The organism is Sphingobacterium kitahiroshimense (assembly GCF_025961315.1).
Lineage (GTDB): Bacteria > Bacteroidota > Bacteroidia > Sphingobacteriales > Sphingobacteriaceae > Sphingobacterium > Sphingobacterium anhuiense.
Map to the genome: position 1 here is coordinate 2,053,402 of NZ_JAOQNK010000001.1, position 14,822 is coordinate 2,068,223.

Genomic DNA, 14,822 nt, shown 5'->3' on the forward strand with positions numbered 1-14,822 from the left:
GCTTTAGAATCCTAAACTAAGACCTAACATGTATTGTCTTGCCTGTGGATAGACTCCAAAATCAACACCTAATGCTGGATAATCCGAAGGAGTAGCGGTTACCTCTGGATCTAACCCTTCATATTTGGTAATAGTAAACAAATTCGTTACAGCAAAATACATTCTAAACTTACGTACTGAACTATTTGCTCCAAATAGATTTTGAACAGGTAAATTATAACCTACCTGTAAATTCTTAAGCTTTAAAAAACTAGCATCTTGTACATAATAACTTGAAGATGCATATTCATATGGAGAAGCATCATTGACTTGAGAAGGAATCATACTTCCATTATTTTTTGGGCTCCATTCATCTAAGACACGAACACTTTTCTGTCCTTTGAAAACTCCGAAGTCGGTAAAATAACGTGTTGCTTCATAATTTTGATTTCCTTTAGAACCGTAGAAATAAGCCATAAAATCAAAGTTTTTATACGTTGCATTGATATTTAATGAATATACAAAATCAGGATGTGGACTTCCTATTATTGTTCTGTCATTAGCATCAATTACATTATCACCATTTATATCGGCATATTTAAGCCCTCCTATCCGTGATTTTCCATCTGCATAAGGTGTACTTGCGACATCAGCAGCATCTTGATAAATTCCAACAACTTTATATCCGTAAAATGCGCCTAATGGTTCACCAGCTTTTAAAATAGAAGTTTCCATACTACGGAAAGCACCATAAACTTGTTGACTAATTGAAGGAGCTAAAGACACAATTTTATTTACATTTCTTGAGATATTAGCTGAAAGATCAAGCGTGAATGGTTTTTCTTGTTTCTTGCCATAATGATAATTTAATGAAAACTCAACTCCTTTATTTTGCATATCACCAATATTGACATAAGGCGCATCAGCTCTTCCTACACCAACTGCTGGTAATGGAAGAGGATAAAGCATATCTGTAGTTTTCTTATTATACCAGTCAAATGATCCATCAAAATCACCATTCATGATGGAAAAGTCCAATCCGAGGTTTAATGCGGACACCTGTTCCCACTTAATTGCAGGGTTACTATATGCATTTTGCCATACACCGGAACTAAGTGGTCCGTTGATTGGGTAAGAAGATGAGTTAACATCAACTTTATAACGATTTACATATTGATTTTGTGGAATACGCTGATTTCCTGTTACTCCATAACCAGCACGAATTTTAAGATCATTCAACCATGAAGATCCCTTTAAAAACTCTTCTTCCGATAATCGCCAAGCAGCACTTACACCAGGAAATACCCCATATTTATTGTCTGGTCCAAATGTTGACGATCCATCTCGTCTTACAGTACCACTCAAAATATAACGATCTTTAAAAGAATAGTCTACTTTTCCGAATATAGAGAACAATGAACCCACGGTTCCCTCCCCATTTCCAAAAATATCTTTTGACGCAGCATCAATATAAAAATAATCTAAACTTTCAGTCGTAAAGAAACCGTTTCCTCGAGCAGATATTTGTCTATATCTGCTGGATATTGCTTCGGTACCCAACAAAATATTTAGATTATGTTCATCATTAAATTTCGCTTTATAATTTAAGGTATTTGTCCATGTCCACTCTTTATTAATTCCAGAAGATTCAATCATTCCGTTGTTGAAACTTCCTTCCGTAAATTCTGGATTCGGATAGGTATATGAAACTGTATTATAATTTTCATATTTCATACCCATACTTGTGCGGAAAGTTAAGCCTTTAAGTAAATCATACTCCCCATAAACATTACCAAAGAATAAATTACTTTTATTCTTATTATCTTGAGCACGAGATGCTATGGCTACTGGATTTTCTCCATTACCATACTGCCCACCAACAGAACCTGCAAAATTTCCACCTTCATCATATACAGGGATTAAATTGTGTATTCGGTATGCAAAACCAAGGGCACTCCCTTCCCCAATATAATCACCTGCAGTATTTGTATTCACCCCCATGCCAAAACCTTCAGTAAAAGAATACTGAATATTTTCCCCAAATCTCAATTTTTTATCAAAAGCAGAAAATGACATATTCGAGCGGACATTATATTTTTCAAAACCAGTATGAATGATAGTACCTTTTTGGTTTAGATATCCTCCTGAAAAAGCATAATTTGCATTCTCCCCCCCACCCGTAGCACTTAATTGATAAGATTGGGTTGGTGCATTTTGAGATAACGCATCAAACCAATTGGTACCAGCTTGATTCGCTTTTGTAATTTGATAAAAATCGGCTCGACTTGAAGCATCATATTTGTATTTTGACATATCAAGATCAGCAGGTTTAATATCATGACCTAATTTAGTACCTGCAATAATGTAATCTGGTAAAGTATTGTTTTTTCCATCTAATCTATTTTCAATATCTAAAACTTGTTGTGGACTTAGCATTTTAGGAAAACGACTACTGTTAGGAACCTGTATTCCAAAATAGGCATCCAAATTAATTTGTGGTTTTCCCGATTTACCCATTTTTGTTGTCACAATCACGACACCATTATTTGCGCGAGATCCATATATTGAAGCTGCAGATGCATCTTTTAGAACCTGCATACTTTCGATGTCATTTTGATTCAACCAACTTAATTTCCCTTCATACGGCACACCATCAATAATGTATAATGGTTCATTATTGTTAATGGTACTATAACCACGGATCTTAATCTGAGGAGTTGCACCTGGAGCACCATCTGTCACAACCTGCACCCCTGTTGCACGCCCTTGTAAAGATTCTACGGCACTTGCAGCCGGTGTACTTTTTAACTGATCAACATTCACGACAGAGACAGCTCCGGTCAGATCTTTTTTACGTTGTGTGCTGTAACCTGTCACAACTACCTCATCCAAATCACCAGTTTGTCCTTGCATCCCAACAATTAGTGGAAGTGATGTTGATGTCACATTCACAGATTGCTTTGAAAAACCGACATAGGTAATTTCCAATACATCATTTAAGGCTGCATCAATCTGAAAATTACCCTCCGCATCGGAAGAGGTCGCTAAAGTCTTTCCCACGACTCTAATTGTTGCTCCAGCGATGGGTTCTTTAGTCGCGGCATCCTGAACTTTTCCTCGAACAGGGTTTTGCGTAATCTGTGTGTTGACTACATAATTTGACACATCAGCAAATTTTGACATCGGATTACCTAATGACTGATGGCTAATTAACACGAGCGCTGTGGACGCCCAAAGGGAGTATTTTATCGATTTTTTATGCTCAATAAAATCCTCGTTAAGAAACTGTAATAGTTTTCTCATAATGTGAAAAAGGTTTAATTTGGTAATTTAATCAGTGCTAAACCCTATTGAAAGAATCTCCCCTAGCACCATATGTTTAGTTGTTACCTAATGTACGCAATCGATTGATTTTTCATAATTATTCCGAAAAAATGTTTTTAACATTACCATAACACATTGATAATTAACGATTAAAATTATAAAGCCTTATTGTAACAAGTACATCATGTAACAAAAAAAAGACAATTTAACTTAATATCCATTAGTTTAAAGAATGACTTTAAATGATCAAGATCCACTCTAGATTAATTCTTAACACAAATGATTTACCTCGAAAAAAAATAATCAGAATCTATTTAATTCGATTTATTTTTAAGTTTTAATGACAGAAATCATAGATATGTTCTAAACATAAAAAGGCAGCCCTAATATTAGGGCTGCCTTTTTATGTTTAGTTTTTATTTAGCTATGCTGTCTTTTTACCAACACTTGCTAAAAATAAATAGCCGATTGCTCCTGAAAATAAAGATCCGATGAGTACTGCAAATTTTGCTTCTTCAATAAGCATGGGATCAGTAAAAGCTAATATAGATACAAAGATAGACATCGTAAACCCTATACCGCCTAGTAAACCTACTCCAAAAATATGTTTCCAATTTGCACCTTCAGGCAACGTACATAACTTTAATTTCGTAGCAATGAAAGATATCCCTAATATCCCAACAGATTTTCCAACCAATAAACCGCCTATTATACCAATACCCAAAGCAGTGGTCAATCCGTGCACCATTTCACTTTGTATAGTAATATTGGTATTTGCGATTGCAAATAAAGGGATAATGATAAAATTGACGGGAGAAGTGAGTATATGTTCCAATTTTTCTAACGGTGATTCATCGTCTGTTGCATTTGTTGGTAATGATAGTGCTACCAATACCCCCGCAATGGTGGCATGTATCCCTGAATGATGAATAAAATACCAGATAAATACTCCTGGTATCAAATAGGCCCATATTTTTTTTACTCCAAAAAAATTAAGCAACAATAAGAAAGCAAAAATTCCTAATGCAATGAATAAATAATTATAATGCAGATCGCCGCTATAAAACAATGCAATAACTAAAATAGCCAACAAATCATCAACGATTGCTAAAGCCGCTAAAAAGATTTTTAGACTTGCCGGAACCCGATTACCCAATAATGTAATCACAGCCAAGGCGAAAGCGATATCTGTAGCCATAGGGATACCCCAACCATGCTCAGTTGGTAATCCTTTATTAATAAACAAATAAATAAGGGCTGGTAAAATAGCTCCACCCACAGCAGCTAATATGGGGAGTAATGCTTTCTTTGGAGAAGATAATTCACCCTCTACCAATTCACGCTTGATCTCTAAACCTACCAAAAGGAAAAATATTGCCATCAAACCATCGTTAATCCAAAGCAGTACCGAATAGTTTAACTGAATATGATCTGTTTCAAAACCTAGAGTTGTATTTAATAGCTTACTGAATGAATCTGCTAAGGGACTATTGGCTAATATTAAAGAAAGAATAACACAGATAAATAACAGAATACCGCCAATATTACTAGACTGTAAAAACTGCTTGAAAATTTTTAGATTAATTAATTTTGACATGAAGACTGTTTCATTTAGTGATCAATAAGGAAATATACAAGCTCCAAAATGACTGCGGAACTTTAACTATGTAATTCTACTAAGATAAGTTTTTCTTTTATAATAACAGGTTTTTTTGCCTCAATAATCATGGTTTTAGAATGAAAAAAAACCTCCAATGTTAACAAAATCAAATACACAAAACACTTAACAAAAACTTCACATACATTTTACGCAGAGATTAAAAACGATACTTATCTTTATAATAAATAAAAAACAGAAAGATGATTAAAGATTTTGAAGTACAAACATTAGAAAGCTACACGGATGTAATCGAATTTACATTTGATGGAGATGATTTATTATCGGGTGAAGATTAACCTACATTGATAAACAATTTGTCGCACGCTTAAAGCGTGTTTTTTTTTATCTTATACATTCATAAAATAAAAAGGACCAATGTAAGCCATCAGTCCCTTCATATTATACCAATAATAGATTTTAAATTCCTTGTTTTTAACGAACCTATGAACGGTGCTAATTAAACAGAGTGTATTTTGGCTGATCCATACCATACATTAGCAATGATCAAATTAACTATTCAGGATATAAAATCTTTATTTTTTCAACCAGCTAAACCAGCCGGAGCTCCATTCTTTCTTTTTCTCTAATGCCTTTTCATGCTTCGGAAAAAACTTTAGAATATTTTGTATTTTTTGTTTGCCGCTTTCTGTATCATTCAATTCAAATGAAGCTTCGGCAGACATCAACAACATTTCGCACCAATCATCATCTTCTTCCCAATTCTGACTTTTATACATTTCGTCAGACTCTTGAGCAATTCGAATAACATTGTTCCAGTCATTTAAATGAAAATAAGTACGGATTAAATGAAGCAGTATCAAATGAAAATCACCATGTGATTCCTCTTCTTCCAAAGTTGCTTTTGTAGAACTATACGCCACCAATAAATCCTGCAATGCTGCTGTATAGTTTGCAGTTAAAAAGTACGACTTCCCTCTGAGGTAATGTAACTTGCGATAATCTATTAATGCCATCTCCTGTATGGGTTTTGTCGCTTCATAATTATTAGCACAGGCGATACATTGTTCATATTGTTCCAATTGGAAATAGTTTTGCATTAACATGTACCAATTTGAAGCATCATCAGGTTTGCTTTCCAGCTCTTTCTGCCAATCTTTTAACGTTTCAGAATCTCCACGATGATTGATTAAATCAAAACGAGCATTTTGAATTTCCATATAAGCCTGACGTGTAACAAATAAATCTTCCTCATCGTATTCAGCATATTCTGAAGATTGAATCAATTCATCATATTCCCGAGAAATTGTTTTTAAACGCTCTTCAGCTTCCTTAATATACCCGAGCTTAAATTCGCATTTCGTTACATAAGCTGAAATTCGAAGGTAGTTTGGTAAATCAAATTCTTTAAAACTATCATCCAATAATTCATGATAATTGATTAGTGCATCTTCAAATTCATTTTTTTCAAAATAGGCATCTGCCATGGTATTATACAGCTCCCAGAATCTACTATATGTCAGTCCTTCTTTACAGATCTCAATCACTTCATCATATTTTCGTTTACTGCTCAGCGCTAATGCATAATTATTACAGCACATGGACATGAGCTGATGGTTAATGAAGTAATTCGCTTCAAATTTATTTTCGTGGAAATAAGCTTTAAATGCGAGGTATGCTCTTTCAAAAAACTGTAAGCGATAATTCAATAAGGCCATATCGAGTATTGGTGAGCCAATTGAATTTTCGAATTCTGAAAATTCGCAACCGGAATTAAAATAGTCAATAGGTCCATCTTCTGGCCAATTTAATACGACGGGCAATTGTTTATGAACTTCGTAATAAGTGAGTATATAACGGTATATAGTAACTGAAAAACCACCTAATTCGACAGCTTTTACCAGATAGGGCAAAGCTTCTTCATAGTTACCACCTTCAAGAATATAAGTACCCGCAAAGTGATAGGGTACAAACCAATCTGGATTAAGATCTATATAACGTTTTGCTTCGATAAGAGGATCGGATAAGTCCAATCCCAGTTCTTCCCGAAAATTACGTTGGACCATAATCGCAAAGTAAATACATTGCTTGTTTTCTAAGCCACCATTTAATAGATCGATTACCTGTTCATAAAACTTAAATATCTCTGCGTCAAGTTCAGGATCTTCATTTCCATACAACACAGCCTTAGTACCGGCCCAACCGATCATGTCATAATCATGATATTCCATTGCAAGCTGTCCTATGTCTAGGTAAAGCAATACATTATTGGAAAGAATATCATGTTTGTATTTTTTAAATTCAGCTAAGGCTTGTTGATGTTGATCTAAATTTTCACGGAGTATCATTGCTTTAAAGAGTAAACTCTCTGTTAGCAAAGCACATTTACTAATACGATCATGGGCGTATAGCACTTCATAAATAGATAATAATTCATTGATATTACCTATAGATTCATTAAACTTTTCATGCAAATAATTTAAATCAGCTTTAAAACGGCATACGTTCTCCAGTTCATCTTCATGAATACTCAACCTATCTATATACGATGCATACTCATCGTAATCTAGATCTTTATAAAAGAATCGTGTTGTTTCCAACAAACCAAAAAGAGCGGCCTCATTATTGGGCTCTATTTCAAGAATAGATTTATAAATTGTAATAACTTCCTGAAAATCTTCTAATAATAATTCCTTACTATCTTCTTCTGAATTTTGAAAATCAAGTTCTTTAAGTACAGTAGCTTTTAAAATTAGTGTGGGAATATCTTGAGGATTCAGTACCAGAAAAACTTCTAATTCGGACAAACAATCCTCATATCTTCCTTCTTCATACAAATTAACTAAATCTTGAAACTTCATAAACTACGGCTCTTTTATATAAAAATAAAAATATATTCCAAACTTCAAAACAGTTAAAAAAAATAAAGCTTAAAAGAGCTCATTATTAAAACGATAAATAATCGAAAGTTTGTAACAACAAAAAAGGAACCCTGATGGGTTCCTTTCCAATATCTAACAAATTGACTCAGGGTTAAAACTCTATTTTACTGCGTCAATAACTGCTTTGAAAGCATCTGGGTTGTTTAAAGCTAAATCAGCTAAAACCTTACGGTTTAAACCAATATTTTTAGCATTTAATTTACCAATCAACACTGAATAAGATAATCCTTGTTGACGGGCTCCAGCGTTAATACGTTGAATCCATAAAGCTCTAAACTCGCGTTTTTTGGTTTTACGGTCGCGGTAAGCGTACTGTAAACCTTTTTCTACTGTATTTTTAGCAATAGTATATACTTTGCTACGTGATCCATAATAGCCTTTCGCTAATTTAAGGATTTTTTTACGTCTTCTTCTCGAAGCAACTGCGTTAACCGAACGTGGCATATTTTTAAAATTATTTGGTAAAAGGCGTCATGTTTCTCAATGATCTTACAACCCTGTACCCGGTTAAAAAATTATTATTAATTAAATCGAATAAAACTTATTTACCGATAGCAAGCATACGTTTAACGTTGCCCATATCGCCATCAGATACATAACTTGTTGTTGTTAAGTTACGTTTACGTTTTGTGCTCTTTTTTGTCAAGATGTGGCTTTTGAAAGCGTTTTTTCTTGCGATTTTACCTGTTCCAGTAAGCTTAAAACGTTTTTTAGCGCTGGAATTGGTTTTTACTTTTGGCATAATACTTTAAATTTTATATCAATCTGTTAGAATTTTTTTATTATTTTTTAGCTACCAATTTAGGCGCCAAAGTTAAAAACATACGTTTTCCTTCTAATTTCGGTAATAATTCTACTTTACCTACTTCTTCTAACGCTTGTGCAAAACGCAATAACAGGATCTCTCCTTGTTCTTTGTGTACAATTGCACGGCCTTTAAAGTGTACGTAAGCACGAACTTTTTCACCGCTTTCAAGAAATTTGATCGCATGTTTCAATTTGAAGTCAAAATCATGTTCACTGGTATTAGGTCCGAAACGGATTTCCTTAATAACAGTTTGTTTTGCATTAGCTTTGATTTCTTTTTGTTTCTTCTTTTGCTCGTAAACAAATTTACTGTAGTCGATAATTTTACAAACCGGCGGAACAGCATTTGGCGAAATCTCAACTAAATCAAGTTCCAATTCATCTGCAAGCTCTAAAGCTTTACGTGTAGGATATACTCCTGTTTCCACATTGTCACCTACCAAACGTACCTCAGGCACACGGATTAGTTCATTAATGCGGTGATCTGGTTCTTTCTTCCTCATTGGTGGTCTAGGACCACCTGGTCTTTTTAATGCCAAATGTTTAAATATTTAAACGGTTATTTCTTTAATTAATACTTCTCTAAATTCGTCAGCAGTCATGGATCCCATGTCTACTGAACCATGTTTACGCACAGAAATCGTGCCACTCTCAGCCTCTTTCTCCCCTACAATCAACATATAAGGCAGTTTTTTCACCTCTGCATCTCTGATTTTGCGACCCACTTTTTCATCACGCAAGTCTATCAGTCCGCGAATATCGGAATTATTTAGCGATTCTAAAAGGTTTTTCGCATATTCTTCATATTTTTCTGACACTGGTAAGACGATAAATTGTTCTGGGGCAAGCCATAATGGAAATTCTCCAGCACAGTGTTCGATCAATACAGCAATAAAACGCTCCATAGAACCAAATGGTGCTCTATGAATCATCACTGGTCTATGCTTTGCATTATCAGAACCTGTATACTCCAGTTCGAAGCGCTCAGGTAAATTATAATCCACTTGAATAGTACCTAGCTGCCATCTACGTCCCAAAGCATCCTTCACCATGAAATCCAATTTAGGTCCATAGAAAGCTGCCTCGCCATATTCGACGACAGTCGATAATTCTTTTTCTGCAGCGGCCTCGATAATTGCACTTTCTGCAAGAGCCCAATTTTCATCGGTACCAATATATTTGGTGCGATTTTCTGGATCTCTTAATGAAATCTGTGCAGTATACTCTTCAAAACCTAATGCTTTAAAAACATACAACACCAAGTCAATCACTTTTTTAAATTCTTCCTTCACCTGATCTGGGCGACAGAATAAATGTGCATCATCTTGTGTAAACCCTCTTACACGTGTCAAACCATGTAATTCTCCAGATTGCTCGTAGCGGTAAACCGTACCAAATTCTGCAAAACGTACAGGAAGATCTTTATAAGAGCGTGGCTTTGTTTTATAAATCTCACAGTGATGTGGACAGTTCATCGGCTTCAAGAAAAACTCTTCGTCTTCAACTGGAGTTCTTATCGGCTGGAATGAATCTTCGCCATATTTATCATAGTGCCCAGAAGTTACGTACAATTGTTTATTACCGATATGAGGTGTCATCACAGGTTCATAACCTGATTTTAACTGAGCTCTTTGTAAAAAATCTTGTAATTTTTGACGCAAAGCTGCTCCTTTCGGCAACCACAATGGTAATCCTGCTCCTACTTTCTCTGAAAAAGCAAACAACTCTAATTCCTTACCTAATTTACGATGATCACGCTTTTTTGCTTCTTCAATGAACTTCAAATATTCTGTTAATTCAGAAGCTTTTGGAAACGTTACCCCATAAATACGAGTCAATTGTTTACGAGACTCATCACCTCTCCAGTATGCACCGGCAACATTTGTTAATTTGATCGCTTTGATAAATCCCGTATTAGGAATATGTGGTCCACGACATAGATCGGTAAATTCTCCCTGTGTATAGAATGTAATCTTTCCATCTTCCAGATCTTTAATCAGATCTAATTTATATTCGTCTCCTTTTTCAGTAAAATATGCAATAGCATCAGCTTTAGAAACAGCTTTACGTTCGAAAATTTCTTTACGTTTTGCTAGTTCTAGCATCTTATCTTCAATCTGCTTAAAATCATCAGATGAGAATTCACGATCTCCAAAATCAACGTCATAATAGAAACCCGTCTCAATAGCGGGACCTATACCAAACTTGATACCTGGGTAAAGATCTTCTAATGCCTCTGCTAATAGATGCGCAGAAGAATGCCAAAAGGTAGATTTACCATTTGTATCATTCCAGGTCAACAACTTTACTGCAGAATCTTCTTCAATAGGACGAGATGAGTCCCAAATCTCTCCATTCACTTCGGCGGCTAACACATTTCTAGCTAAACCTTCCGAGATTGACAATGCTACTTGAGCAGCTGATGTTCCTTTTTCGTACTCACGAACGGAACCATCAGGTAATGTAATTTTAATCATCAACAAATATGATTATTTTTAGTAATTATTTATAAAACAATACCTTACAGATACACAACATACTAAATTGTTAATTATCAATAAGGCTTAATAAATTAAATCTATTCCTAGACCTATTATCCATCAAATATACTGAAAATAATCCATAATTGCACTTTTAAGTCTTTATTGCACTCCCATCATTGATCGACACATTTTAGTTCTACCCTTCAATTGGAAGATAGCACAACATAATGCAAACGTAACATAGGAATATTCATCATAAAAATGCTGAACTAACAGTTTATGATAAAAATTCGTTAATGATAAACATGGAGATATATAGAATCCTGTCTGCGACAAATAAGATCGTCAAGTAATTTGACTATCTAATCTAAAAGTAATGAATTGAAAACAATCCCGATATCACAATCTTTTTTATTATTTTTGCAATCTTAAATTCATTACTATGTCACATCAAGTTCCAGAAGACGGCACTTTACTTCCGTTGATGGAAGAGTTCTATACAATTCAGGGAGAGGGATTTCACACAGGAAAAGCTGCATATTTTATTCGATTGGGAGGATGTGATGTGGGGTGTCACTGGTGTGATGTTAAAGAAAGCTGGGATGCCACTTTACACCCGCTTACTTCTGCTGATCAGATTATTGAAAATGCAAAAAAATATCCTGCAAAGACAGTTGTCATCACTGGAGGAGAACCTTTAATCTACAATTTGGATTACTTAACAAGAGGTCTTCACGCAGCTGGAATTCAAACTTTTATAGAGACATCTGGTGCCTATCCACTAAGTGGCGAATGGGATTGGATCTGTCTTTCTCCAAAGAAATTTAAAGCTCCAAGAAAAGATGTTTTAGAAGCTGCCGGTGAATTAAAAGTCATTGTTTTTAATAAAAGTGATTTTGAATGGGCTGAAGAACATTCTAAATTAGTAAACAACGACTGTAAATTATATTTGCAACCTGAATGGTCCAAATATCCTGAAATGACCCCACTGATCATTGATCATGTCAAAGATAATCCTAAATGGAATATCTCACTTCAGACACATAAATATTTGAACATCCCTTAATCTAAATTTGGGATTAATAATAAAGCATAAAGGCGATCAATGATCGCCTTTATTTTTGAATGAATATTTTTTCGACTCTATTTCAAGTACTTCTCATGAAAATCTGGAAGTGAATATTGTTGTACTTCGGAACTAATCTTCAAATCCTTAACCAGAATATTACCTTGCTCATCAGTATCAATAAAATCTAAAGTAGGTTTCAGAACAATCTTCCCATTAAAATCCAATAAACCTTGCTTATTGTTTTCAGAAAATAGCAAATATGATCCTACAAAGTTGCTGATATTGCTTAAACCTCCAATAAGTGACACTCCTGAAGCATTAATGATACCATATCGATCTTCTATTGCATACACCATGTTCTCATCATTAACAGCATAAAGCACTTCAAAACCTACATGATTTATTTTTTTTGCTTCATCATCAATAATCCAAAACAAACTACTACTATCAGAAACTATTGCTCTTTGTTTATTCAATACATCGATTGAATAAAAATTTGCAGGCTCCACAATTGTTCCATCCGCTTTTTTAACCCCAAACAAATGTTCATCACCATATGCGGCATTCTGCTGTGAAAACCATTTTAAAGGTGCTTTAAGTTCAAATGCATCTTGAAAAACACTTGCATCATCCAAGTTACTACCTTCATTTTCTGAAAGCTTAACAATTTTAACCTCATGAGGTAATTCAAATTCCTTTAAGTCACTTAGCTTAGTCAAAGCTGAGACTTCAAAACCTAAAGAATTATGCACCTGATCATTTAATTTCAGAACTGCTCCTGGTACATTAATCAAAAAGGGCAAACTACTTAGATAATAACTCGGTAGATCCGGAGCATACCAAATTGTCATTGCAACTTCACCTAAATAAGGGTCCACAACTTTCAACAATGCTTTTATACAGGAAACACCGTTGATGGTTTCTTTTTCGGACCCGTTTTCCAAGATAAGATAAGCATCTTTTGGATCAGTCGGATTCTTCAATAAGGGATAATCTGAAGACAGCACATCCTGTGAAAGTAGATCATCACCTTTTGTAAATGAATATTCCTGTTTTTTAGTTCGATCTGCAATCAGAACGTGCCCTAGATTATCAACTGATTTAATCTTCGTAGGTGAGGTAAAAATCGTAACCTCTTGAGCAGTGGTTCCTCCTTTTAAAAATGGCTCATAGAAATCTAACGCAAATTCAGGCACAGACTTTTCTAATTCTTCCACAGCGATCTGTCCTTTAAAACTCAATTTCATCTGCCATAGGTTATCCTGAGCTGTAGCAGAATGGGATAACAGTATAGTAAGAAATACAACATGAACCAATTTTTTCATACATTACAAATATAGCTCCTAAACAACAAAAGATAGACCAAAACGATCTATCTTTCACAATTAAAATTAATTTACTTTATTTCTCCACATTTTATTGTTTTAAATAAAATAGTGAACGATGGTTTACATATGCTGTTCTGCTAATTGCCTTATTACAAAATAACATACCTAAAACCATTATTTCTCTATTAAAAGTTCTTTACAACGTTATTATACTTTTGGTTTTCACAGCTTGGTCACATGCAAAAGCAATACGTAAACTATTCAAAGCATCTTCCGATTGCTTCTTTAAATCCAAATCCTCTACAATTGCTTTTTGAAAAAACAACTGTTCTCTGTTACAAAGATCTTGATGTGTAGGTTCGTCTTCTAAATGAATCCATTCATCCGCTTTTAAAAATTCATTATTTACATCAATATCAGCATGATGTACACGAATTGATTCTGTTTTGGTATGTGCTTCCACCGAATCCGACACTCCTTCTCTGACAGCATGATTTGGCACAATAGATACCGCCCCTTTAGGGCCAAACACATCTTTAACAAAAAAAGCAGTTTGACTGACCATAGGTCCCCATCCTGCTTCATACCATCCTACAGAACCATCATCAAAATGTAACTGAAGCTGTCCATAATTATAATTCGTTTCGGGTATATCATTTGTCAATCGAGCTCCGATAGCGGAAACTCGAACAGGCTTAGCGTCTGTCATTTGACACATCACATCAATATAATGAACACCACAATCTACTATTGGACTTAAACTATTCATTAAATTGCGGTGTACATCCCACATATAACCATGACTCTGCTGATTGAGATTCATACGCATGACCAAAGGTGTTCCCATCTTACGGCTAATTGCGATAAACTTTTTCCATGAAGGGTGATATCGTAAAATATATCCTACCACCAATTTTTTATTATACTTTATTGCTGCATCGATAACATTTTGAGCGCCTAGTACTGTATCTGCTAAAGGTTTTTCAAGAAAAACATGTGCTCCTGCCTCAAAAGATCTGATTGCATAATTTTCATGCGTATCGGGATAGGTTGAAATACAGACTGCATTTGGTTTTGTTTGCAGTAACGCCTCTTCAAAATCATCAAATTCAGGATAAGCTGCCTGAAGCGATTTATTCAATCTACTTTTACTTTCTCCCCTGGATACCAGCCCAACAATTTCAAAACCCGGTAAGTCATGATAGGCGCGGGCATGAGAGGCTCCCATGTTACCACACCCGACTACTAATATCTTAATTCCTACGTCCATAC

At 34.8% G+C, this 14,822-nt stretch carries 10 protein-coding genes; 1 reads left to right on the forward strand and 9 read right to left on the reverse strand.

From position 1 onward, the window contains the following. Positions 1–3 precede the first annotated feature (3 nt). The 7 genes from M2265_RS09355 to thrS form a co-directional block, all read right to left on the reverse strand. Complete coding sequence (locus M2265_RS09355) at positions 4–3,282, reverse strand: SusC/RagA family TonB-linked outer membrane protein (protein WP_132773754.1); 3,279 nt, start codon at positions 3,280–3,282, stop codon at positions 4–6. Positions 3,283–3,727: 445 nt separating this feature from the next. After that, complete coding sequence (gene nhaA / locus M2265_RS09360; protein ID WP_132773756.1) at positions 3,728–4,900, reverse strand: Na+/H+ antiporter NhaA; 1,173 nt, start codon at positions 4,898–4,900, stop codon at positions 3,728–3,730. A gap of 596 nt (positions 4,901–5,496) precedes the next feature. After that, complete coding sequence (locus tag M2265_RS09365; protein WP_132773757.1) at positions 5,497–7,782, reverse strand: tetratricopeptide repeat protein; 2,286 nt, start codon at positions 7,780–7,782, stop codon at positions 5,497–5,499. A 180-nt stretch (positions 7,783–7,962) separates the two neighbouring features. After that, positions 7,963–8,307 (reverse strand): 50S ribosomal protein L20, encoded by a 345-nt coding sequence (gene rplT, locus M2265_RS09370; RefSeq protein ID WP_021191518.1) that lies wholly within the window; start codon positions 8,305–8,307, stop codon positions 7,963–7,965. Positions 8,308–8,404: 97 nt separating this feature from the next. After that, entirely contained in the window at positions 8,405–8,605 is a 201-nt protein-coding gene (rpmI, locus tag M2265_RS09375) for a 50S ribosomal protein L35 (RefSeq protein WP_021191519.1), read from the reverse strand. Positions 8,606–8,645: 40 nt separating this feature from the next. Continuing rightward, positions 8,646–9,209: a translation initiation factor IF-3 gene (gene infC, locus M2265_RS09380; RefSeq protein ID WP_021191520.1), complete on the reverse strand. Its 564-nt coding sequence runs from the start codon at positions 9,207–9,209 to the stop codon at positions 8,646–8,648. A gap of 12 nt (positions 9,210–9,221) precedes the next feature. Further along, a complete protein-coding gene (gene thrS, locus M2265_RS09385; RefSeq protein ID WP_132773759.1) occupies positions 9,222–11,147 on the reverse strand; it encodes a threonine--tRNA ligase in 1,926 nt (641 codons plus the stop codon). Positions 11,148–11,595: 448 nt separating this feature from the next. On the opposite strand from thrS, the gene M2265_RS09390 reads away from it, so the two are divergent. Continuing rightward, positions 11,596–12,219, forward strand: coding sequence for a 7-carboxy-7-deazaguanine synthase QueE (locus M2265_RS09390; RefSeq protein WP_021191521.1), 624 nt, complete (start codon positions 11,596–11,598; stop codon positions 12,217–12,219). A 77-nt stretch (positions 12,220–12,296) separates the two neighbouring features. Here M2265_RS09390 and M2265_RS09395 read toward each other — a convergent pair whose 3' ends face one another. Together M2265_RS09395 and M2265_RS09400 are read right to left on the reverse strand one after the other, a co-directional pair. Then, on the reverse strand, positions 12,297–13,547 hold the full coding sequence (locus M2265_RS09395) for a hypothetical protein (protein WP_132773760.1): 1,251 nt from the start codon (positions 13,545–13,547) through the stop codon (positions 12,297–12,299). Positions 13,548–13,746: 199 nt separating this feature from the next. Further along, entirely contained in the window at positions 13,747–14,820 is a 1,074-nt protein-coding gene (locus tag M2265_RS09400; protein WP_021191524.1) for a Gfo/Idh/MocA family oxidoreductase, read from the reverse strand. Between the last annotated feature and the right edge of the window lie 2 nt (positions 14,821–14,822).